We start from the raw sequence: 23382 nt of genomic DNA, 5'->3' as shown, positions 1-23382 counted from the left end.
GGAATAAAATAATCACGATAATGGGAACCAAGCGAGGAGAACAACATTTTAATTGATAAATATAATAGCTTCGCTCGCTTAAAATCAAGCAATCATCCTAATCGCAACCCTCGAAGGACTTAAAAATTAAGCCCGATTGTTGTGATTTATTCATTTTGGTACAATTCAAACAAATAGTAAAATTACATTAGATAATTTGTTAATTTAACCTTAACTTATAGACGGTAAACCTCATAAAAATACATCAAAAACAATTTCAAGCACCCGTTAAGTAACATAAAAGTAACAAGCAACAACCTCCTCCTATATAATTAGTTATATACCTACGTACACTCAAGCATAAATTTAATAGCAATGATCAAAAAGATACCTTACAATTTCAAAACTCAGGATACCGTAGAGTTTGAAGATGTTTACAGTGCAATTATTCTCACACAAACCATCAACGATGAAGCCGAAAAGTTTATTGGAAGGTTTGTGAACTTTGGAATATTCCACGTCATTGAAGGTGAAGGATCTTTACAACTTGATTTTGACCACTATCAAATCAAGAAAAACGACCTGATCATTGCAGGGCCTGGGCAGGTGATTCAAGACATTAACATCCCCAACGGAAAAGTCGGGATCATCAATATTCAGAACCATGTGATTATGGATGTCTGGCGCCGACTCGATGGTGTATATGTATTGAACCCCGATCATACCAACTCTCATATCAGCCTGAATGAAGAAGAAAGTGATACGCTGCGGATCATCACCGAAAAGCTCATCAACAAAGCGAACGAGGATTTTCATTTTAAGAGTGTCCTGTTCAATTGCCTGGTTGTTGAAGCGCTCATCACCATTGAAGAAGCAATGCGCAGAAATCCCCTTCCTGCCGATCAGCTTAAAACCATTACCGCAAAATTCTTTTCGCTGTTTTATCTTAATAACAGCCATGAGCGTAAAGTCGCCTTTTATGCCGATCAGCTTAATATCACTCCCAACTACCTCAACATTGCCGTGAAAAAGGCCACAGGTCAGAATGTGAAGCATTTTATTAACGAGATGATCCTTACTGACGCCAAAAGATTACTGAAATTCACCACCATGGATGCCAAGCAAATCGCTTTCGAACTCGATTTCGATTCCCCTGCCTATTTTAATTACTTCTTCAAAAAGGAAACAGGAATTACACCTTTGGATTACCGAAAAAAAAACAAATAATAAAACCTACTATAAAATAGTCGACATAAAAATTGGCACAACACAGCCATAAAAGCCCGCGACAAGGAGGCCAAAATTGTCGATTTATAAAAATTAATACCTTTTAAGGATATTTTAATTGCACAAAACCAATTAAATGATGCCTTTATTTTATTATTTTATCGCTTTTTATATGTTTTGAAGCATTTTCTAAATGTAGGCAGTATTTGTAGAACGATCTTTGCCATAATAGCAACAAAGCATCAAAATACACTTTTGAAGAAAGTCAATTTTTTTTGACAGTTGTTTTTCGATGATGAAATAGATCGCAAATATTAAAAACCTACTTATATGATCAGTCAATTATCAGTTGATGAATTAGTAGAATCCGCAGGAAACTCAGAAAAAGTTTCTATCGCATTTTTAGATACGGATCCGTTAATCCAGAAAAAAACGCCCATCAAGCATTTTGATGACTTTGGGATTTTACTTGTAATGGAAGGAAGCGGATCAATTGGCATTGATTTCGAAACACAAAATGTCGAAGGCAATGATCTTTTCCTATTTGGCCCAGGTCAGGTAATCAGAAACGTGGATATTGAAGGTGGGAAAATTGCCATCATCGATATTAGCAATGACTTGCTGATGAACGCATGGCAGGAACTCAGCAATGTATTCATCATGAGTGCAGGCATGCAGACACAAAAAATCTGCTTGTCCATCGAGGAAACGGATGCGATCATTAACCTTTTCACGAAAGTTACAAGAGAAACCGAACTTGCCCGCCCATATAGCGAGGTGATGGTCAACTTGTATATCATGGAGGTATTTGTCATCCTGGAGCGTGCAATTAAAAGGATGCCTGAAATCCCTTCAATTCACCAATCCATCACCAACAGGTTCTTCTCACTATTCTTCTTGCACAGCAAGAAACAGCGTCGTGTGTCATTTTATGCTGATAAACTGAACATCACACCAAACTACCTGAATATCGCCATCAAAAAGGCAACAGGTAAAAATGTGAAGCATTTTATCAATCAAATGATTCTGATCAATGCGCAACGTTTACTGAAGTTCACAGACATGGATGTAAAGAGCATTTCTTACGAATTGGAGTTTGAATCACCTGCTTACTTTAACTATTTCTTCAAAAAAGAAATGGGGATTACACCTTTGGAATTCAGAAAGCAGAATACCGACTGAACTTAACGCAACAGACAGAAAAACGGCCGATCACTCATCGACCGTTTTTTTTGCTCAAGTAATTTAGAAAACACTATATTTGCCCTTTTGCAAGTCAATCCTGCGCATGAACAAAACAAGCAAACATAGTTGGTGGGCCAAGCAATGGCTGAAAATTAAATCCCTGGATTTGAAGGAAATCCTGCTCGCGCCAAATGAGCCTTTATGGAAAAAAGGACTTGCGGTGGCGTTGGGAGTCATCATTGGTGTATTGCCTTTATGGGGTTTTCAGACCGTCATTGCCTTGGGAAGTTCAAGGGTATTTAAGTTGAACTCGCCCCTGGTGGTTTTGGGTTCTTACATCAATTTCACCCCGCTGCTTCCGGTCCTAATTTATTACGCACTGAAGGTCGGTTTCTTCTTTCAGGGGCAACCCATGCCCTTCAAAAATTTTACAGAAATCAGCATTGCAACCGCTCAGTCCTCATTTTTGGCGTATCTGATCGGTGCCATCCCTGTCGCTATTTTGAGTGGTATATTCTTTGGTGCAATACTTGTCATTTTACTCGGAGCACAGCGCGTGATATTTAAAAAACCCACATCCTCTATACAAAAATAAATTAGCAAGGTATATATTTTGACCTTGTGAAATTTAAGCGCAAATTTGCGAATTATTTAAAATTAAAATATAATCAATGCTTACAGTTTCAAACCTATCCCTTCGATTCGGCAAAAGAACACTTTTCGAAGATGTGAACCTCAAATTTACTGAGGGGAACTGTTATGGGGTGATCGGCGCAAACGGCGCAGGTAAATCTACTTTCATCAAGATCTTGTCAGGAGAGATTGATCCTAACTCGGGAAATGTATCGATGAGTCCGACGACAAGGATGACAGCTTTGAAACAGGATCACTTTGCTTTTGATGAGTTTCCGGTTATGGAAACCGTTTTAATGGGCTACGATGTCCTTTACAAAAACATCAAAGAAAAAGAAATCCTTTACGCAAAGGAAGATTTCACTGAAGAAGACGGCATCCGTGCTTCAGAATTGGAAGCGGAATTTGCTGAGATGGACGGTTGGAATGCCGAAAGTGATGCTGCAGCCCTTCTTAGTGGCCTTCGTGTAAAAGAAGATCTGCACTACAAGCTGATGTCCGAACTTTCAGGTTCTGAAAAAGTACGGGTATTGCTTGCTCAGGCACTTTTTGGAAATCCTGACATCCTGATTATGGATGAACCGACCAACGACTTGGATGTAGAAACCATCTCGTGGCTGGAAGATTTCCTTTTGGAATTCAACAATATTGTCATCGTTGTTTCTCACGACCGTCACTTCCTCGATACTGTATGTACGCATATGGTGGATATTGATTTCGCGAAAATCAAGATTCATACAGGTAACTACTCTTTCTGGTACGAGTCAAGCCAGTTGGCCGCACGCCAAAGAGCAGACCAAAACAAGAAAATGGAAGACAAACGCAAGGAATTGCAGACCTTTGTGGAGCGATTCTCTGCCAATGCCGCAAAATCCAAGCAGGCGACTTCCCGTAAGAAATTATTGGAAAAATTAAATTTGGAGGACATCGAGCCTTCAAGCCGCCGTTATCCTGGTATTATCTTTAGCCAAGAGCGTGAAGTGGGTAATCAAATTCTTGAAGTAGCCAATTTGAGCTATGAAATTGATGGTAAGAAACTATTCAGTGATTTGAATTTCACCTTGGCAAAAGGAGATAAAATTGCGCTTGTTTCCCGCAACAGCCTGGCCGTAACGAAATTCTTTGAAATTATCAATGGAGAATTGGCACCTACCACCGGGGAGGTTAATTGGGGGGTAACCGTTAATAAAGGTTATTTGCCAAATGAAAATTCTTCTTTCTTCGATACTGACGATAACCTTTTGGAGTGGCTACAGCAGTACACTACTTCAGAGGATGAAACCTTCATTCGTGGCTTCCTGGGACGTATGTTGTTCTCTGGTGAAGAAATCATGAAGTCTGCCCGCGTATTGTCTGGAGGGGAAAAAGTACGTTGTATGCTCTCAAAAATCATGCTTCAACAGCCTAACCTGTTGATCCTTGATGAGCCGACATCGCACCTTGACCTGGAATCGATCACCGCTTTTAACAACGGCCTGAAAGATTACGCAGGAACAGTTGTGTTTGCATCTCATGATCATCAGTTTGTATCCACGGTAGCCAACCGAATTATCGAAATCACCCCTAACGGAATGATTGATAAGCATACCGATTTCGACAGTTACCTTTCTGATGAAGTGGTAAAAGAACGTAAAGAAAAAATGTATGCGGGCAAATAAGCCTCCTACATAAAATACAATTATAAACCGTAAGCCTTTAAGCTTACGGTTTTTTTTATGCTATTTTTTTTGTTGAACATTTGGAAAAGTAAATCATTCCCCCCTACCTTTGTAATGCATCAGGAATTCCATGAGAATACCAACCGAGCCGTTGAGGCCACGGTGGTTCCGAATGCGGTCGCGACAGACAAAATAAATCTCGCCCACGCAAATTTTCTGGTGCAATCTAATTTTCTATTTTACTAAATTGGTTGCACAATGTCTATTCAAAATCCATTTCAGCAGAAATACCAAGCTTTTCTGAACAGCTGTACTGATCAGCAAATTTTTGAGCACTACCGCGCACAGGATGCCGAAAACTGGCACTGTAAAAAAGAACAGCAAAAGCAGCAACAGTTGCTTGTTACCGAACTCATTAAACGCAGTGGAGCACCACAGATCAGCCCTCAATGGCATGACCACGATCAAACACTGAATTTTTAACCACTGAAATTAGCGCAATGAGCAACAAAAATATTATCGTTCAAAAACTGGAGAAAGTAAAAGAACTCAATCAGGAAAGTTTACAGCAGGCCTTCTTTGCAACTGTCCGCAAACCCTCGTGTTTGCCGTTGGATAAAATTCCTTCAGAACGAATGAAAGTGGCCGTTCTCAATCAAAAATTGACCGATTTGGGGATCCTGACCGACCAACAGGCTTTTCCATTCCTTAATTTAAATAACAGATTCAGATAAAAAATATCGATAACCACAACAATCATCAATATTCATATTAGTAATTGATTAAAGTCATGAATTGATCTCCGCTGGTGAAATACATTTGTATAAACATCAACAAGTTTAATTATGAAGATGAAAAGTTTGCTTCCGTGGCTGATTTGTGGCGTATTGAGTACCGTTTTAGTATTGGATCATTTAGGGACATCAAAAGAAAATACACCACCACATGATAAGCCTGATTGCACCTATCTTGCTGAGGAAGCTTCAGGAGCGCAGCAGTCTCCGATCAACATAAAAACCGCTTCTATTGGAACGACTAAGGGGCATCAATGGCATGTGAACTATAAAAAATCACATGAAAAAATTGTGAACACAGGTCACACGATTCGCTTGGATTACGATTCTGGTTCAGTGCTTGAGTATGACGAACAGCTGTTCCGGTTAAGGCAATTTCATTTCCATACACCTTCCGAGCACCTCATTGATGGCGTTACCTACCCGATGGAAGCTCATTTTGTCCATACGGCAATCAACAATGACACCACCTATTTAGTGGTAGGCATACTGTTCAAAGAAGGTATGGAAAATCAATTTCTGAAAAAATTCATTACACAAATTCCAAGTAATGAAGGGCAACAGGAAATATGGAGTGATTTTGTGAATGCTGAGGAGGTGATCAAAGAAAGTGAGCACTACTATTGTTATGATGGTTCCCTGACGACTCCTCCGTATTCAGAAACGGTCAAGTGGTTTGTGATGCAAAATATACAGGAGGCCTCTGAATTGCAGATCGAAAAAATCAACCTTCTTGAAGGGAACAATGCCCGCCATATTCAAAAAATCAACGACCGATTTGTCGAAGGTATATAATTGATGCTGCCCCCCCCCTCAAACTGATTTCCTGCACCACCACCCTACTGCATATTTAGGGTTACGGCCTTTGGAGGGCATTTTGTAAAATGATAAAAAAAAGGAGCTGAAACCAGCTCCTTTTTCACATTAATCTATCTACTCAAAATTATCTATCAGTACAAATCACTGAAGTATTTCTGTACCCTTCGTTATCTTTATACCAGTCGGTGTTGGTTGTTCCACCTGACTCCGCCCAAGCTTTGAAGTTGTTATAAGCTGCGGTAATCGCTACGCCTTCATTCACTACACGGAAGTCATGAATAATATTCAATGCCCATGGGTGCTTTCTTCTTGTTTGGTAATAAATGCCTTCAGCGGCATCCGACTCATCTACTGATGCTCCCAATAAGCTATCATCGTTCAATGCTGTTGGCTCTTGGTTGAACAAGTGAATCTCATGACCTCTGTTTCCTTTCTGGATCAAAAATGGATTGTAAGGGAAATTATCCAAACCAAGTGCATATACATCAATTGGCTCTTTGAAGTCGATGGTAATCGTGATTGGCTTGATATCGTGCTCCTCAAGACAAAGTCCGAAGCTACTCATCTCCGTCGATTTATCATAAGCAATAATCACTACTCGACTGCCGTGTCCTGCTTCAGAACCATTAAAGTTGTTGGTCACCAATCCTGTATTGATATTTCCTCGAATACGATCGATATTCCCCTGGCGTAAACCGATTGGCATTTGAATACCGAATCCGTTGTCATAGTTAGCTGAACGTGCTTTTTGCTTCAGGAAGATGGTCATTTTTGTCGCCATGTTATCTCCATTCACAGAAATCTTGAATCTGTAGTTTACAACCAAGTCATTGAAGTCATAATCACCTGTTGATGGCCACAAATCCTCGTAAGCGATGGTACCGTAACCGAATTTACTTGGACTTGAAATCGTTCCACAAGTTGAAGGATCAAGAGGATCTTCGTCAATACAATCAATACATCCGTCACCATCAGTATCTGTTTGATCACACTCATCAATTGTACAAGGGAAGGCAGAAAGGTCATTAATTTTATGTGGATAAGTTGCCTGAACCTGATAAGAACCTGTTTCTTTGTCCATCTCAATCAATCTACTGTTGGCCTCATTAGTACCCATAAACAAACGGTCATCTTGGTCAATTGCCAGGGAGGTTGGACTGAATGGTAATGCTTCAGCACTGATACGCGTTACAGAAACCACTTTACTGCCTGTGTCAATATTTGATACTTTATAAAGACCAGAGAAACAACACATATATACATCACCACTAAGACTGATCGCGATATCACCACCACCTACAGGGGATTCCAATCCACTAATTTTGTATTTGTCTTTCTGTGAACCATCAGCTGGATCAAGGATATACATTTCTTCATTTTTAGCAATCCATAACTCATCTGTGGCATTGTTGTATTCCATACGAGGATATCCGCCATTGAAAGGGTTATTCTCAGCAACATCAACCCACGATTCTGTATTCAGGTCATAATATTTTAGTGCACGACCGAAGCTCACATAAACACGCTTGTTGTTTTTATCAACTGCACAGGCGATAGAGCCACCATGTTCCATTACTTCCTCTACCATGGTAGATGTAAATTCATCTGAAGATTGATCGATCGTGAAAAAATTCTGAGAACTGTTCACACCGTAAAGCACCGATTTACAACTCAGGATCCGATTCTTTTCTCCTGAAAATGTAACCACTGTGTTTGGGCTTACATCGACCATTTCCTGAATTTGCTGTGATCCACGTACTTTCGTTACTTTCAATTCTTTAACGTAAGTTGGCAAATTGAGCTTATAAGTATATTCTGTTTTGCCTATTGGCATAAATACACGGCCAATTACATATTCCTGTTGGTTGCCATCGTAATAAGACATTTCGTAAAACGCCTGATCTGTCGCATCTTCATCTGAAAGCACCACACCAACACTGTGTGAAGTTTTAAAATCAAACCCTTCAGGGACATTAATAGATTCGAAGCTTGTATCTACATTCGGAGCAACTGGATTGCCTGGCTCTTGATTACAAGCAGTAAATAGATATCCAAATAGAAAGATGGAAAGTAAGGTAAGTTTGTTAAACATTATTAGAAAATTTTGATGTTCATTTCGTTTGGTATTTATAACGATAGTAAAACCAAAAGTTCCTATAGTGATATTTTGAATCCAACATATCAGTAGTAAAAACATACATTCCTAATATAAACCTTAAACCACTCATTGAACCTTCGAATGGTTTGATGGTCAGTAAAAGGGGAAAAAAGGAGCGTATAGAATAACAAAAGAGAAGGAATAAATTCAAAAAAACGACAAAAACTCACGCATTTTACACACCAAAAAAAAATTAAAAATCAGATCAATGAATATAAAAATAGGATGAAATAATCTAAATTAATTTCACCCTATTAAAGCTTTATTGATCATGCGAACAAGCCTGAGCCACCATGAGGGGCGTTTTTTAGCACAGAATGGGGCATATTCCCCAGGCTTGCTTTCCCTGATAATAATTTTCTCGAAGTTGAGCTGACCCCGCTTCGAACGCTGTGTACCTTCATATAGATAATAGCCCTGTGCGATCACTTTCACATTCAAGCGAGATTTTCGGGCTTGAGCCACCGTAAAAAAATGGCCTTTTACATCAGTGGAAAGAAAAAGGCGCTCTTCAGGAAAGACCACACTGACCCCTGGTACGCCTGTGCCATTTTCATCAACGACTTGCCCCGATATTATTAACTGTTCCTTATTTTGCTCCATCATTAAAATAACGATTTGTGCAGCAAAAAAAATGGCTACCCAGATGGAGTAGCCAATTAAATGCACCTTACCCCTCACTCCCCCGTTTTTGATGGGAAGCTGAGCGGGTTTATAGTGAATATGCTTCTTGTGTATCAGTACCCTTTCAATAGCTGATGCTTAGTAATAAAGTATATCTTTCAGGCAAATGTAAAATGGGGTGTTAAAATCCCCAGGAGGGCGAGCGGCAGGATCCGAGGATGCCAGGTTAAATGTCAGTTTCTTAACTTTACCCAAAGCTGATAAATCCACCGCTTTCCAATCGTCGACGATATGACCATGTTCCGCCAAAGCAGCCTCGACTTCACCCACTTTTTCGCCTTTTGCATTGTACCCTTCAATGGTCACTTTAAACCAATCATCAGGACCGAATTTTTTACCCATCGCATCTCCTTTCAGCATACTTAAATAAGCATAAGCATTATTGGTGATGGCAATGGATTTTAATTGTACTTCATGCGTAAAACTCAAACTGTCGGTATTCCAGGTGGGCCCGAAAGATTTTGGCGCTTTGTACATCACCAAATACTGTTCGCCTGCCGCCACTTTTGCAGGATAAGCCGTGTATTGAATAGCCAGCTGATTAGAGGGGTACTTTGATTCATCTACCGTTGAGGCATCATAATTCGACAAACCAAACCCCACGATCGTCATCATGTCCTTAAAATTAAGGTTGCTGATCGTCAGAAGGTGGTCTATGGTAAGCTGATCGAAGCATTTCATAGCATCAAAAGTATCATAATAATTCCCTCCTTTTCCCCACCAAAAAGTATTGGGGGCGGAAAGTACCTCAGCATGCAAATTTAGTTTATTGATCCATCGGGCTTTTAAAGTGATGTCTTTTTGAATAGCTGCTGAAAAATCAAATGGCTTGCCATCAACATACCAGCCATCAAAAACAGCCTGTTCTTTCTGTGGTGGAGTTGGGGCAGTTAAAAAATCCGATTCATCAACCTCCACGGCTTTCACTTCATTTCCGCCATCAGTATCGAAATGAACCGTGAAATAGGGATTCCGAGACCATTGAGCCGTTAAGGTGATGGAAGAGGTAACGGGAATACCGAAATTATATTGCGTATCGCCAAGTTTCCAGGCCACAAAGCTATAGCCATCCTTCTCAGGCAAATCTGGCACCGATAAATATTGACCTTCCTGCACCTTTTGGGGAGCGATTTCATGACCGCCCTGCGTATCAAAATTAACGGTAAAAAAATTCAGTGGCCGTTGCTCTTCCGCCTTTTTGCATCCGACAAAAGCGAGCATACAAACGATTAAAATCAAGGTTGTTTGTCTCATTGTAAATTTCGAAGTATAAATAAGTAAAACACAAAGGTTGAGGAATTCAGCCAGAATAACATTTCGAAAATCATCCCGATAACTACCGACAAAAAAAAACAAGGCACCCAAAAGTACCTTGCTCTAAAACGACTAATTATTTACGACTTTAAATGGTCTCATTGTAAACAGCAATGTGATAAGCCAAGTCTTTAATTTTTGGCGATAAAGTGCCGTCTTCCATCATCTGACAGAATTTCGCATTATCCCCAAAAAGCTCACGCCATTGTTTTTTGTATTTGCTCTTCTTCAGGTAGATGGTCATGTCTCCTTTTTTCGCGAAAAACTCTTTGTAGTCTCCCCCTACAATTCCGCCAAAATTGGTTGTTTTCTTGGCATTAGGATCAAGGTAAACTTTTACATGCTCATCGATCTGTGGATCTAAAAGTTGCAGTAAAGCGAATTTGCCCTTTTTATACTCAACACGCTCAAAAGTGATATACTTAGTGTTGGCAATCCCTGAATAGTCTTTTTTGAGGGTCGAAACTAAAGAAGCATTTTCCGAAGACATGATCAATTTGGCCTGACCTTTCGGTTCAACCACTACTTTCTCTACTTGTTCCGCTTTGAATTTTTGCTTGCTTCCATCCTCTTTTTTCAGGGTGAAAGACTTCAGACGACCGTTACTTGAAGAACAAGATTTGAAATTCAGACCATCCACTTCTTGATGATCCATTGTGGTCACTTTTGCTGATTTTAGGAACATCAGCGCATTGTCTTGCATAGGACTCAGCAATGCTTGGGCATGAAGTTGTCCGACAAGACACATCATCCCTACAATTAGGAGTTTTTTCATGGTAGATTGTTTAATAAAAATATCAACTATCCAACCTCCATAACTATACCTAAAAGTAGAAATAATGTAAATTCGTATCGATATAAATGATTTTAAACGTCTTTTTTCTCCAAATCAATCAATTTAGAGGCGCCATTTTTCAGCGAATAGAATGGGCTTATGGGCTCCGATTCCTTCTCCATTGCTTCCATCAATTCCTTAATAGGATCGAATCGCCCCTCGAGCGTCAATTGAAAAGTTCCATGATGAATAGCGATGGTCTCTTTGGAGTGGAGATCTTTGTGTGCATTAATGGCCTCCTCAGGGTTCATATGAATATCACCAAAAGCCTCCTTCGGGCGATAAGCACCGATAGGCAAAAAGGATAAATCCATTGGTCCATGCTTGCGGTGAATTCTTCGGTAATGGCCACCATAGGCAGAATCGCCACCGAAATATACTTTTTGTCCTTTGGGGTTCTCAATCACAAAACTGCCCCACAGGCTTTTATTCTGATCCGAGAATGCCCGCCCTGAACTGTGCTTACATTCCTCGAAATACACCTGCCAGCCTTTATAGGTAATTGATTCGCCCCAGTCGAGCTCCACAGCAGGATGCAAACCCGTCCGTTTTACCAGCTTCGCATTTCCCAGCCCAGTGATGACGATAGGTGATTTATGCTGACTTGCTCCGATATACTCCAGCGAGTCCATGTCGAAGTGATCATAATGATTATGTGAAAGCAGAACCATATCGATAGGTGGCAGCCCCTGAATATTTACCCCAGGAGGAGCTTTACGTGCAGGGCCCATTTTCCCCAAAGGCCCAGCCGATCGGGAAAACATCGGGTCGGTGAGAATATTCAGACCATTCCACTGAATCAGGCAAGTGGCATGACCGATAAAATAAACTTTGACTTGATTTTCCTCATCAAAGTAGGAAGGCTGAATCTTTGCCAAAGGTTTCTCATACGCTTTAGGCCATAACTCCCATTTATCAAAGTTGAGCATTATTTTGCCAACCGTGCGGGATATAGAGTTCTTGCCTCCACCCGTATTTTTAAATTCTCCCCCCTCTAAATTATCACTGTGCCCTTTAAAAGTAGAACCTCTAAACAGTCGGTCTGCTAAAAATGCTGAGCCAGCAAGTCCCAAGATTGTCCATAAAATCGGTTTACGTTTTCCCATTAAGCTTTCGTTTTTGTATGTTCCTCTCTTAACTACGAAAGCATCAAGGAAATAATACAAAAATCTGCTGAAAATTAACTTCAGAATTATCGATCAAATTTCAGTCGAAAGGTTTCAGGCTTCTTTTTAAATGTTTGACTGATTATGGGCACGTATAACCAAGGAAATGGCCATTTGGACTGATGATGCCATCCCAACAAATGTTACCACTGCCATCGGACGTCTTCACCAATAGTAACCTTTTCGATGATCGCTTCCCGTTTAATCCGCAAAACCTTTCCGCCCACCATCACTTTAGCATAAACAGGATCATCAGCATCCAACCCCAAAAAAATCCCCCTGTTTTCTGAGGGCTGAAAAAATTCGTCTACAGCCACTAATTCCTCCCCTTTTCCAGCCTTCATCGGGTAAACCCATTCGCATAAATTGGCAATTTCCTCCGCATCATGCGAGACCATGACAACCGTACAGCCTATTTGTTGAAAAAGTGGCTTCAGGTCTCGATAAAGCTGTTGTTTCACCCCCTGATCGAGCCCATTAAAAGGTTCATCGAGCAATAAAATCTCAGGTGCGTTAATTAATGCCCGAGCCAATGCTAAGCGCTGTTTTTGCCCGCCCGAAAGCTGTTCAGGAAGCATCTTTTCCATGCCCGAAAGCTGACAAAGTGCCATCATCTGACCGACGGTGTAACTTTTGGAACTATCCTGCCTCGCAAAGGCTAACTGTTCGGCTACCGTCATGTTGGGGAAGAGTGCCAAATCCTGAAATACCATCCCAACTTTCCGCTTTTGGGGTTTCAGGTGGTTGTTTTTAGCACAGTCAAACCAAAGCTGATCTTTCACTTTCAGGTACCCGTGCTGTGCTTTCATCAGTCCTGTCATAATCAAAATCAGGCTTGTTTTACCCGTTCCTGAAGGACCGTAAAGTGCAATTCGCTTCCCCTGTGGCCACTTCCCTTGGGCAGCTATTGAAAAGCCAGATTTTTTAAAATGGTGCTGAATATCAAAACTGATCATCTTGTTAAGATTTATATCGAAAAATACTGATCCCACGCAAAGTCAGTAAAGCGGTAAGGGCGAAGGCGATCATGATAAGGGCATAGGTATTTGCGGTATGATAGTCCATCATTTCCACCGCTTCATAAATAGCAATCGAGACCACCTTGGTTTCTCCAGAAATATTGCCGCCAATCATCAAAACCACGCCAAACTCGCCAAGGGTATGCACAAAGATCAAAACAATAGCCGCCCACAAAGTCCTCTTCATATTGGGCAGCATGACCCTGAAAAGCGTTTCGGCATGTCCTTTCCCCATCAGGAAGGAGGCGGCTTGCAAGTTTTTGGGCAAACTGCGAAAGCCCGCCAATAGGGGCTGAACCACAAAGGGCAAATTATACAGTACGGAGGCAAAAAGAAGCCCGCCGAAACTAAAGGCAAGCTGAAAATTAAAATGGGATTTCAGGAAATGGCCAAATGCAAAATTAGGGCTGAATATCATCAGCAAATAAAACCCAAGCACCGTTGGGGGGAAAACGAGCGGCAGCAAGCAAAGCACCTCGAGTATTCTTACCCCAATATGGCGGGAATGTGCCATAAAATAACACAAGGGCAAGCCCAACACTAAAAGTAAAATGGTGGTTAACAGGGCCAGCTTAAAACTCAACAGAATGGGCAACCAGTCCACACTAAAATTTATCATTCTTGAAATTAAAAGGAATAACCGTATTTGGCAAGCAGATCTTTGGAAGGCTTCGAATTAAGGTAGTCGAGGAACTGTTTTGCCTGCTGCAGCTGCACATCTGCCTGCTTTCTTTTAATCACCACCGCTTCTTGTGCCAATTTCAGCTCCGTCCATTTTGCAGGAAGTGGGTGCCAATAGCCGTAACCTTTGTCAAACAGCGCCTCTGCGGAGTTGGCCGTCAGCGCCCAATCCAGATTACCACTTGCAATAAAATGGTTGGTTTGCATGACGCCTTCTGCGAGAATAGCTTCACTCATCAGCGAGGGGTCTATTTCGAGTAAAGCGGTTTTGGCCAGCAAACCATAGGGTGCCAGCCGTGGGTTGGGAATAACGACCCGAGCACCATTTTCAACATCCTTTTTCAGCTCGTCGATTTTTTTGTGCTGCTTGGACCACACCGCCAAATGACCATAGGCATAAACCAGCCTGTTCCCCTCAACCATGCCCGCGTCTGCCAACATTTTAGTATATCGGTCATCCGCAGAAATAAACAAATCAAAGGGCGCACCATGGGCAATTTGCTGATACAATTTACCTGAAGAACCCGAGGTAAAAGTGATATGCGAGTGATCGTAGGGGTACTGTGCAATGAGCTCCTCGAGGGGCTTTTTCATATTTCCCGCCACGGCGATGCGCATGGTCAGGGGTTTTTCCTGCTGACAGGAGAATAATAAGGTCAGTAAGCACAAGTAGATTATTCGCATGGTCGAAAGTAAAGAGAAAGATATGCAGCACTTCCACTACATCAGGAAGTGGTCTTTTACCTGCTGAATATCCAGAAAATAAATTAGGCGAAGAGACAAAGAGTTCAACTGATCTGAAGCAAGCGTGTTTCGGAGGTTTTCCCCGTAGCTCAGGTTTTTCTGCCCATCTTCAGCATAGACCTGATTCTTCCACACAAAAGTAAGAAAACTTGAAGAGGCAAACTCCCAGCTGTAGGTTAATTCGACGTTAAATGCATTAAAATTCGTTAGGTATTTTTCATTTCCTTCTTCATCATACAAAGGGAAATCGGTATCGTATAATTCCCCGTCTTTTCCTAAAGCATACAGTTCATCATACACCACATTACTCCAATAGTGGCGCAGACGCAAATTAACCCCCATTTTATTGCTGATCGAGTAATTTGCAAACATCGAATTATCCCACTCAAACCGATTGCGATTACCATAAATCACCTGATTGATGTCGCCATTTTCATGTCGGTCATGGTCCACAAAGCCCTTCTCTTTCCTCATTATCCCAAAGCTCGAAGCCATCGATACGGTTGCGCGCTTGTTAATTCTAAAACGGGGACTGATATTAAAACCATTATCAAACTGATCCCGCTGCGGACAAGCCCAAAACCACTGCGAAAGCTGCAACTGAAAGCGCTTTCGGCCATCGGAAGCAAAATATAAGCCTCCATCGAAATTGGGTAGACGGGTGAAAAAATATTCAAAATCTGACCGAGGGTCGTAATAATCATAATTCTCAATAGGATTACTTGAAAACCAGGCGTTGGCAAACATGAAGTTCTTAAACTGCGCATTGATATTCGTAAAGAATCCCAAATTGGTAAACTCAAAAGGCTCGACCAGGAAACGTTGCTCATAGCCAATATTCCACTCCATATTATTGTAAATACTGAAGGGTGTTTGTTCACTGATCGTAAATTCTACCCCCTGCTCCAGAAGGTTGTTCCGCCGTAGAAAACCCATATCATTCGGGTCGTAATTCTCGGACACCACACTTGCCCAGGTAACATACTGATATTTCCCACTGACTTTTCCACCATTCAGCTGAATATTATGGCCTGTTTTGTTGGGCTTTTCACCTTCATTTCCCCCTTCATTAATATGGCTGTAGGCCGCACTACCCCGAAAAGCGTAAGTGTTCGTTTTGTTGAACAGTCGCCAGTCCAACCGACTGACATTGGCCATTTCACCACCGCGCCCCCTGTGTACGTTGGTATTCATGAAAGCCACATTGGAATTGTTCTTCAGATTTTGCTCAAGCACAATCGCATTAAAATTCGTCAGTGGATCCACTAAAACTTCCCGTGTTTTATCCGTCAGGGTGTCTTTTACCAATGCCCTGTTGGCATCCGTAATGGCATTAAAAACACCAATCCCGAGGCCATTATCCAGACGGCCACTCACCTTTGAGGCATTCAAAAGAGGTGCCTCAAAGCTCCTGCTCACCAGCTCCTCGCTTTCTTCCATTTCCACCGACCCAAAAGAGGTTCCCACCCGTCGGGAATAAAACATATCTCCGCGATTGAAGAGCTCTGTCCCTTCAGTAAAAAAAGGTCTGTTCTCCTCGAAACGGACTTCAAAAGCCGACAAGTTCAGTATCTGATTATCGGCGCGTACTTGCCCAAAATCGGGAATCAGGGTCATATCAAGTGTAAATGCCTGATTAATCCCCCATTTCAAATCCAGTCCTGCGGTCGTTCTGAATTCAGCCACATCAGCGGCCCCATCAATATTATAGTAGGAGGATAAATAAGGAGAAATGGCCAAACGCAATGGAGGCTTCAAGTCCTTCAGCCCTTCCAGTTCCCCGAATTGGGTCACAAAGCCCTGCGTATTGGGGTCTACATAGTTCCAATAGGAAAATTCGTTTTTACGCTTAACCACCCGATGGATATTCAGTCCCCAGGTCTGCACCTCCGCTTTCGGAAACCGCAAAGCCATATAGGGAATAAACATTTCTACCTGCCAGCCCCATTTATTAATACTGACTTCTGACTTCCAGACGGCATTCCAGTTGAAGTCCTGATTGTCAACGGTTTCAAAGTAATCACTCTGTGTACCCGCAGCTGACACCATAAAAACAAAGGCATTTTGCTGATTATTATAGGTATCAAAGGCGATGGAAAAAATATCCGAATTGTTGTAGCCTGTATCCCTGATGCCCATTTCCTGAAAAATACTGTCAGGTTGTGGGTCCTTCATCAATGCAGATACATATATACCCCGATCGTCATAGGCAATTTTTACCTCCGTCTTAAATGCCGAAACCGCCCCATTTTTTGGTGACGATTGTACAAAGTGCCCATCAAAACCAGCCACCTGCTGCCAAACGGCGTCCTGGAGATCACCATCCACTTTAGGCGCCTCACTTATTCGTGCGGCATCGGTTCGCAGCCGATCTTTTGGCTTAGACTTAGACTGTCCAAAAGTGGTGAGCACACTGAAACATAACAAAAAAACGGCGACAAGAACATTCCTCAAAATCATCGAAATTGGCAAACTAAAAGGTTTTAATTGGGTTCGGTTGATAAAATATGTACTCAAATTTAGGATTTTCTGTGAGTAAATATCGCATTCCGATCATCCAATTCCCTTTTTTAGCCAAAAATGATAAAAATTAGCACAATCTGACAACCTCAAGAATTTTTCACTTATCCAATATTTCACTGAAAGATCATAACATATATTGATCTTGAGGCTTGTATGAGGGTATTGTTCATTGCCAACCTCTGCTTTTAAATCACATCTATTGATCTATTAGGCGGCACTTCCCGTCCTATAATAACATAAACAAACGATAATACTTATGACTGTTATCCCATTAAACACGGCGATGAAACTTTATGATAAAGGCATATTTAAAGTGCAGGAATGCCAGTATGCCTATGTGGAAACTTGGAAAGAACAGTTTTACCAAAACGGGGTATTGAAAGGATACGCCAACGATTGGGAATTAAGGTCGAGGGGGCGCCATGAAAATGAGTTGCAAATCCCTGCCCCGATGATTTCGGAACTATATGAATATCTGACAGCGCGTTGCTACCATGTGGATTTGGCGTTTACACAAGACACCCCACACCTGAAAACAAACGACGGGCTGACCTTCCACGGCGTAGAAAGTGTTGCCGCAAAGCTTACCGAACTGATCCTTACCGTTCCGCAATATTTACAAAAAACGGATGAAAAAGAACGCTACAATATAGAACAACAAATGAATAATACTGAAAATATCAGAGCCTATAATTGATGAATGCAAAAGTCTGCCAACCTCCTGGCAGACTTTTTTTTATCATCCTCCACTCCTTTATTTGAGGCTATTGCCTGAAGCCATAAAAATCGAAAAAAGTACCTTCATGGAAAGTCGTCTCCGCTGCAGGGAGTTCGATAAATCCGTCTACCTCATTGAGCTTCGCCAAATCTCCAGAGCCTCCTCCTTTACGTGGGGCAGCCTCGAAAATCCCTTCCGCGTTCTGTCGAACTGAAACCTCTAAAAAACGGGTAAGTGCTGGCTTGAAAACCACCTCCGAGCTTAGGCGTACCCGAAGCGGTCTAAAATCACGACCTTGTTGCTGATAAAACCAGGGGATAAAATATCGTTCAAAACAGAAAAAGCTGGAAACAGGGTTGCCTGGCAGCGCAAAAACCACCCCCGAATCCCATGCCCCAAACCAAAACGGTTTTCCCGGGCGCTGTTTCACTTTATGAAAGGACTTCCGAACGCCAACGGCATCCAATACCTCGGGCACAAAATCGAATTTCCCCATCGACACCCCTCCGGTAAATAACAGCACTTCGTATTGTTGCATCAGCTTCTCAAGCCCATCTTTCAGCAATTCCCGATCATCATTCAAATGGTAGGCCTGCGCCTCAATGCCCAGTTCGGCAAGTCGTGCCACCAGCATGGGACTGTTCGACTTCCTGATCTGATGCGGCAATGGCATCGCTGCAACCTCCACAAGTTCATCACCTGTACTGACGATCGCCACTTTTGGCCGCGCTTGCACCCGCACCTCAGCTTTTCCCACCGTCGCCAGGGTCGCAATTTCAGGGGATGAAATTTTCCTGCCCGCAGCGATTAACAAATCTCCTTTGGGCCGATCGCTACCCTTTCGGTGAATATTTTGCCCCGCTTTGCAGGGCTGCTGCAAGATTGCCACATGGCAGCCTTCTGTTTCCTCCCAGCTCAAATGCTCATAAGGAATGACCGAACCGCCTCCTACGGGCAAAATCGCCCCCGTCATGACTTCCATCGCCTGAGCCGTAAGTTCGGTTGTCGGCGCACCAGCGGCCTGAATTCCTTTCACCTCAAAACGATCTCCTTCCTGAAATGAGCCCTCACCCACCGTAATGCCATCCATCGCCACACGGTCAAAAGGGGGGAATGGGCGGTCTGCGGAAACATCTTCTGCCAGCACACGTCCTATGGCATCTGATAATGGTACTAATTCAGTCTTTAGCGTTAATTTTATCTGAAAAATCAGCTTTTCTGCTTCACTCACCGAGATCATTGCTATATTGTTTAATTAAAGAATTGAGGAAGCCGAAGATATATAAAATATCTGACTACATCGGTACCTATACTAAAACTCCAAACCAATAATTTTATAATGGCAAAATCTACTGATTTTACCCATATCGATGATCACGGCCAACCACATATGGTGGATGTCGGAGACAAAAAAATCACCCAGCGCGTCGCTACTGCAACCTCCACCGTCCTTTTGCCCGACAGTGTTTGGTCGGCCATTAGAGGAGAAGAATTAATGACTAAAAAAGGGCCTGTCATTCAAACAGCCATTATCGCGGCACATATGGCGGTAAAAAAAACGGCAGAACTCATCCCGCTATGTCACCCTTTACCCCTTGATGGCGCAAAAATATGGGTAGAGCTGCAAGCCCCTGAAATCAAAATTTATTGCCGTGTAAAAACCACGGGAAAAACGGGTGTTGAGATGGAAGCGCTTCACGGTGCCACCACTGCGGCCTTAACCGTTTATGATATGTGCAAAGCACTGAGCCACGAAATCATCATTAAAGAAACAAAACTTATCCAAAAATCAGGAGGTAAAAATGACATCAACTTGGTCTAAACACGCAAAAATCACCCGACCACAAATGGGCAATTACCATCGCCACGAAATCGCCCTGATGGGAGCACCCTGTGATATTATCAAGGCCTGGGCGACAGAAATGGCCACGCTGTGGGCGCCACTAAAGGTCGGTTTTCTTGACATGGATCACCACCCGTCGCCCTTGTCGCATCCTTTTCATCAGGTGGTCAGTCATCAGCAAACTTATTTTGAAGAGGAGACCGCTGGTTTTCCTTCAGACTTTGGCCTGAAAATCAAGTTTCAGCCTTGTGACCGATTGATCATTAATGGTAACCATTTTGAAGGGGCGGAACAGATCGTCTTTATCGACCCTAAAAAAAATGTCGCCAAGCATGCCAAAAAAATCAACGCCCCTTTGATGGTCATTGTCCGTGAGGGCGCCACCATGCCGACGGAAATTCAGGAAGTTATTTCCGAAAACACCCCTGTTTTTCAAGAGGCACAAAAGGAAGAAATCACCACTTTCCTGAAGGCCTGGAGCTTAACCAAACAGCCAAAAGTTAATGGCTTGTTATTGGTGGGCGGAAAAAGCCAACGCATGGGTGAGGATAAAAGTCAGTTGGTTTATCAGCAGGAGCCGCAATGGAAAATTGCCGTGGATTTGCTCGCCCCTTATTGTCAGGAGGTTTTCATTTCCTGTAATGAACAGCAGTCAGCACAGTTCGAGGAGCACCCTTTGATTGTAGACAAATATCTCGGGCTTGGCCCAATCGGTGGTATTTTGTCCGCTTTTCAGCACGATCCTGATGCTGCCTGGCTGGTTATTGCCGTAGATTTACCCCTATTATCGTCGCAAACTTTGCATCAGCTCATTGACCAGCGCGACAGCAGTATACTGGCGACCTGTTTTCAGGTTCCCGACAAAAAATTCCCTGAACCACTGATTACCATCTGGGAGCCACGCGCCTACCCAATTATGCTGCAATACCTGAGTCTGGGCTACTCCTGCCCACGCAAAGTTCTGATAAATGAACCCTGTAAAGTGATCAGCCCACTGACAGCGGAAGCCTTGGAAAATATCAATACACCAGAAGAAAAAGAGGCCGTCATCAAAAAAATGCAGCCCTAAAAAAAATACCACAGTCAAATCGGCTGTGGTATTTTTTTAACACTGATGGCTATCCAACGGATTCGGAAAAGCATTGGACTCATCCTCATCACGGGCAGTAAGACATTTAAAATCTTTTTCAATGAGCAACTTCAAGGAGGCTTCATCTTCCGTAGCAACCTCCCCTTCGATGCCTACCTGTTCGGTGGAGATCCATTGCTGAAGTGTCGCGTTGGGCACCTGAATCGTTACCTGCTGCCCCTGCAATACCGCTGCGAATGATTGTTGTTCATCTGACCCACAAATCGTCCATGTCAGTTTCCCTTGAATAAATGGGGTGGTCATTACTACCTGCCCTGCAGATTTTAATTCCGCAATATCCTTTTGATCCAAGCGCAAACGCACCGTATTGTTCCTTAGTCTGACCTTCATTATTTTTTAATTGAGGAATGATTAGTATAAGCAGTAAGGTAGAAAAATAAGAGAAATGATCCCCGAATTCAACCAAAAAGTTCATCAACGACACCCTTTTTGTTTGAAAAATGCTTATTAATAGGGATAATAAGAAATTAAAAAACAGTTTTGATTACCTTAGCAAAATGATAGAACTACGCATTCTCACTTTTGGAATTACAAGAGAAATAGTGGGCTGTTCACCACTGATTTTCAAAACGGAGGCTACGGATGTCGGTACCTTAAAAGCGCAGCTTAAGGAGGAATACCCCGCAATGAAAAAATTGCAGTCCCTGGCCATCAGTGTTAATCAGCAATATGCCACCGACGATCAGAAAATTCAGGCGCAGGATGAAATCGCCCTGATCCCTCCTGTTGCTGGCGGATAGGCGCATGGGGCAGCTCAAAGCACTTTCAATTTCAAACGGAACCAAAACGGAATGATCCACCAAATCGACATACAGCTTAAAGAACAACTGGTCGTTGAAGAACTCACCGATTTTATACAAGATGAGCGGTGTGGCGCCAATAATGTTTTTATTGGCAAAGTACGCAATCATAATAATGGAGAACAGGTTTGCAAACTCACCTTCGAGGCTTATGAACCCATGGCCATCAAGGAATTACAGAAAATCGCAGAAAGAACCCTGTCCCTTTTTGACGTTTATAAACTAAGCATTCATCATGCTTTGGGCGAAAAAACCATTGGCGACCTCGCGGTAGTCATTGCAGTGGCTACGCCCCACCGAAAGCAGGGCTTTGAAGCCTGCGAATATGTGATTGATGAACTGAAAAAGACCGTTCCGATATGGAAGAAAGAAGCCTTGCAGAACGGCCATGTGTGGGTAAGCGCACATCCTTAAAATACTAATTGAATGCTGATAGATAAATTCGGTCGCCCCATAAAATACCTCCGCCTTTCCGTTACCGATCGATGTAACCTGAGGTGTTATTATTGCATGCCCGAAGAGGGCATCAAATTCATTGCCCACAAAAATTTACTCACCTATGAGGAAATGCTCCGCCTGTGTACCATTTTGGTGAAGGAAGGTGTGGAAAAAATCAGAATCACTGGAGGCGAGCCTTTTGTACGCAAAGAGCTCCTATTTTTCCTCAGGGAACTGACCAAAATCAAGGGGTTGAAAAACATTGGCATCACCTCCAACGGACTCCTGACGGCGCAATACCTTGAAGAACTGAAGACGCTCGGCATCACCGACCTGAACCTTTCGCTGGACTGCCTTTCTGAAGAAAAATTCCTCGAAATTACACGCAGAAAAGGCCTAAAGGAAGTATTGAACACCCTGGAACTGGCCACAAAAATGGGCTTCAAGGTGAAGATTAATACCGTGGTGATGGGGGAAAAGAATAAATTTGAACTTCCCGCATTGGCACGCCTGGCACAAAAAAAACCTATCGATGTTCGCTTCATCGAAGAAATGCCTTTTAATGGCGGGGAAGAGCATCAGGAAGCCAGACTGTGGACCCATCAAAATATCAAGGATTTTCTTGAAGCAGAACTTCAGGCGCCCTTGGTGGCTGATATTTTTGAAAGTACGGCCCAGAAATATTCCATTGAAGGCTGGCAGGGGAAAATTGGGATTATCCCTGCACACAGCCGTACCTTCTGTGGCTCCTGTGACCGCCTGCGCATGACTGCCCAGGGGGAAATCAGAAACTGCCTCTATGCGGGAAAAGGCTATAATATTAAGGACCTGATGCGAAGTGGCGCCACTGATGCGGACCTCCTTGCTTATTTTCAGCAGATTGTCAGCAAAAAAGCGAAAAATGGATTTGAGGCAGAAAACCGCTCTTCCGGCCACGACTCCATGTCAATCATTGGAGGATAAATATCAATTTAAGTCCCACTCCTCAGAAATCCCTTCCGTTGACCGAATAAT

General features: G+C 42.6%; 24 protein-coding genes and 1 riboswitch. Of the genes, 13 read left to right on the top strand and 11 right to left on the bottom strand.

The genetic code is table 11. From position 1 onward, the window contains the following. Window positions 1-354 precede the first annotated feature (354 nt). The 7 genes from AABK40_RS14075 to AABK40_RS14045 all read left to right on the top strand — a co-directional run bounded on the left by AABK40_RS14075 (window position 355) and on the right by AABK40_RS14045 (window position 6271). On the top strand, window positions 355-1206 hold the full coding sequence (locus AABK40_RS14075; RefSeq protein WP_338398341.1) for an AraC family transcriptional regulator: 852 nt from the start codon (window positions 355-357) through the stop codon (window positions 1204-1206). A gap of 330 nt (window positions 1207-1536) precedes the next feature. Beyond that, window positions 1537-2388 carry an AraC family transcriptional regulator gene (locus tag AABK40_RS14070; RefSeq protein ID WP_332921503.1) on the top strand — a complete coding sequence of 284 codons (852 nt, stop codon included), beginning with the start codon at window positions 1537-1539 and terminating at the stop codon, window positions 2386-2388. 106 nt (window positions 2389-2494) lie between these two features. Then, entirely contained in the window at window positions 2495-2986 is a 492-nt protein-coding gene (locus AABK40_RS14065) for a DUF2062 domain-containing protein (RefSeq protein WP_332921502.1), read from the top strand. Window positions 2987-3062: 76 nt separating this feature from the next. Then, window positions 3063-4682: an ABC-F family ATP-binding cassette domain-containing protein gene (locus tag AABK40_RS14060; protein ID WP_332921501.1), complete on the top strand. Its 1620-nt coding sequence runs from the start codon at window positions 3063-3065 to the stop codon at window positions 4680-4682. A gap of 111 nt (window positions 4683-4793) precedes the next feature. Further along, window positions 4794-4887, top strand: a riboswitch (SAM-I-IV-variant riboswitch). A 53-nt stretch (window positions 4888-4940) separates the two neighbouring features. Continuing rightward, window positions 4941-5165: a hypothetical protein gene (locus AABK40_RS14055; RefSeq protein WP_338398340.1), complete on the top strand. Its 225-nt coding sequence runs from the start codon at window positions 4941-4943 to the stop codon at window positions 5163-5165. 17 nt (window positions 5166-5182) lie between these two features. Continuing rightward, window positions 5183-5416 carry a hypothetical protein gene (locus AABK40_RS14050; RefSeq protein WP_332921499.1) on the top strand — a complete coding sequence of 78 codons (234 nt, stop codon included), beginning with the start codon at window positions 5183-5185 and terminating at the stop codon, window positions 5414-5416. Window positions 5417-5527: 111 nt separating this feature from the next. Continuing rightward, window positions 5528-6271, top strand: a complete 744-nt coding sequence (locus tag AABK40_RS14045; protein ID WP_332921498.1) for a carbonic anhydrase — start codon at window positions 5528-5530, stop codon at window positions 6269-6271. Window positions 6272-6419: 148 nt separating this feature from the next. On the opposite strand, the gene AABK40_RS14040 is transcribed toward AABK40_RS14045, so the two are convergent. The 9 genes from AABK40_RS14040 to AABK40_RS14000 form a co-directional block, all read right to left on the bottom strand. Continuing rightward, window positions 6420-8387, bottom strand: a complete 1968-nt coding sequence (locus AABK40_RS14040) for an LruC domain-containing protein (protein ID WP_338398339.1) — start codon at window positions 8385-8387, stop codon at window positions 6420-6422. 312 nt (window positions 8388-8699) lie between these two features. Continuing rightward, window positions 8700-9059, bottom strand: a complete 360-nt coding sequence (locus tag AABK40_RS14035) for a peptidase associated/transthyretin-like domain-containing protein (RefSeq protein WP_332921496.1) — start codon at window positions 9057-9059, stop codon at window positions 8700-8702. Between the two features lie 156 nt (window positions 9060-9215). Further along, window positions 9216-10391, bottom strand: coding sequence for a DUF4465 domain-containing protein (locus AABK40_RS14030; protein WP_338398338.1), 1176 nt, complete (start codon window positions 10389-10391; stop codon window positions 9216-9218). A gap of 148 nt (window positions 10392-10539) precedes the next feature. After that, window positions 10540-11226 carry a hypothetical protein gene (locus AABK40_RS14025; protein ID WP_332921494.1) on the bottom strand — a complete coding sequence of 229 codons (687 nt, stop codon included), beginning with the start codon at window positions 11224-11226 and terminating at the stop codon, window positions 10540-10542. A 92-nt stretch (window positions 11227-11318) separates the two neighbouring features. Beyond that, window positions 11319-12392 carry an MBL fold metallo-hydrolase gene (locus tag AABK40_RS14020; RefSeq protein WP_338398337.1) on the bottom strand — a complete coding sequence of 358 codons (1074 nt, stop codon included), beginning with the start codon at window positions 12390-12392 and terminating at the stop codon, window positions 11319-11321. Between the two features lie 203 nt (window positions 12393-12595). Beyond that, window positions 12596-13408 carry an ATP-binding cassette domain-containing protein gene (locus AABK40_RS14015; RefSeq protein WP_338398336.1) on the bottom strand — a complete coding sequence of 271 codons (813 nt, stop codon included), beginning with the start codon at window positions 13406-13408 and terminating at the stop codon, window positions 12596-12598. 4 nt (window positions 13409-13412) lie between these two features. Beyond that, on the bottom strand, window positions 13413-14090 hold the full coding sequence (gene modB, locus AABK40_RS14010) for a molybdate ABC transporter permease subunit (protein WP_338398335.1): 678 nt from the start codon (window positions 14088-14090) through the stop codon (window positions 13413-13415). A gap of 8 nt (window positions 14091-14098) precedes the next feature. Next, complete coding sequence (gene modA, locus AABK40_RS14005; RefSeq protein ID WP_332921490.1) at window positions 14099-14836, bottom strand: molybdate ABC transporter substrate-binding protein; 738 nt, start codon at window positions 14834-14836, stop codon at window positions 14099-14101. Between the two features lie 36 nt (window positions 14837-14872). Further along, entirely contained in the window at window positions 14873-17350 is a 2478-nt protein-coding gene (locus AABK40_RS14000) for a DUF5916 domain-containing protein (RefSeq protein ID WP_338398334.1), read from the bottom strand. A gap of 325 nt (window positions 17351-17675) precedes the next feature. Here AABK40_RS14000 and AABK40_RS13995 point away from each other — a divergent pair, with 325 nt between their 5' ends. Beyond that, the gene (locus tag AABK40_RS13995; protein ID WP_332921488.1) at window positions 17676-18116 is read left to right on the top strand and encodes a hypothetical protein; all 441 of its coding nucleotides are present in this window, start codon (window positions 17676-17678) and stop codon (window positions 18114-18116) included. Between the two features lie 67 nt (window positions 18117-18183). On the opposite strand, the gene AABK40_RS13990 is transcribed toward AABK40_RS13995, so the two are convergent. Next, on the bottom strand, window positions 18184-19377 hold the full coding sequence (locus AABK40_RS13990; RefSeq protein ID WP_338398333.1) for a molybdopterin molybdotransferase MoeA: 1194 nt from the start codon (window positions 19375-19377) through the stop codon (window positions 18184-18186). A gap of 99 nt (window positions 19378-19476) precedes the next feature. On the opposite strand from AABK40_RS13990, the gene moaC reads away from it, so the two are divergent. Together moaC and AABK40_RS13980 are read left to right on the top strand one after the other, a co-directional pair. Continuing rightward, window positions 19477-19959 carry a cyclic pyranopterin monophosphate synthase MoaC gene (gene moaC, locus AABK40_RS13985; RefSeq protein ID WP_332921486.1) on the top strand — a complete coding sequence of 161 codons (483 nt, stop codon included), beginning with the start codon at window positions 19477-19479 and terminating at the stop codon, window positions 19957-19959. Further along, window positions 19940-21049, top strand: coding sequence for an NTP transferase domain-containing protein (locus AABK40_RS13980; RefSeq protein WP_338398332.1), 1110 nt, complete (start codon window positions 19940-19942; stop codon window positions 21047-21049). The genes moaC and AABK40_RS13980 overlap by 20 nt, the downstream gene beginning before the upstream one ends. 36 nt (window positions 21050-21085) lie before the next feature. Here the strand turns inward: AABK40_RS13980 and AABK40_RS13975 are convergent, their stop codons facing one another. Continuing rightward, complete coding sequence (locus AABK40_RS13975; protein ID WP_338398331.1) at window positions 21086-21460, bottom strand: DUF7009 family protein; 375 nt, start codon at window positions 21458-21460, stop codon at window positions 21086-21088. A 167-nt stretch (window positions 21461-21627) separates the two neighbouring features. Between AABK40_RS13975 and AABK40_RS13970 the strand changes: the two genes are divergently transcribed. The 3 genes from AABK40_RS13970 to moaA are packed head-to-tail and all read left to right on the top strand — an operon-like array spanning window position 21628 to window position 23331. Further along, on the top strand, window positions 21628-21870 hold the full coding sequence (locus tag AABK40_RS13970; RefSeq protein ID WP_332921483.1) for a MoaD/ThiS family protein: 243 nt from the start codon (window positions 21628-21630) through the stop codon (window positions 21868-21870). A 51-nt stretch (window positions 21871-21921) separates the two neighbouring features. Further along, complete coding sequence (locus tag AABK40_RS13965; protein ID WP_332921482.1) at window positions 21922-22344, top strand: molybdenum cofactor biosynthesis protein MoaE; 423 nt, start codon at window positions 21922-21924, stop codon at window positions 22342-22344. Window positions 22345-22356: 12 nt separating this feature from the next. After that, window positions 22357-23331, top strand: a complete 975-nt coding sequence (gene moaA / locus AABK40_RS13960; protein WP_332921481.1) for a GTP 3',8-cyclase MoaA — start codon at window positions 22357-22359, stop codon at window positions 23329-23331. Window positions 23332-23382: the final 51 nt, after the last annotated feature.

The sequence above is a fragment of the Persicobacter psychrovividus genome (assembly GCF_036492425.1).
In the GTDB taxonomy this organism is placed as follows: domain Bacteria; phylum Bacteroidota; class Bacteroidia; order Cytophagales; family Cyclobacteriaceae; genus Persicobacter; species Persicobacter psychrovividus.
Note: the sequence above shows the minus strand (reverse complement) of the source record. Positions and strands in the feature narration are given on the sequence as shown.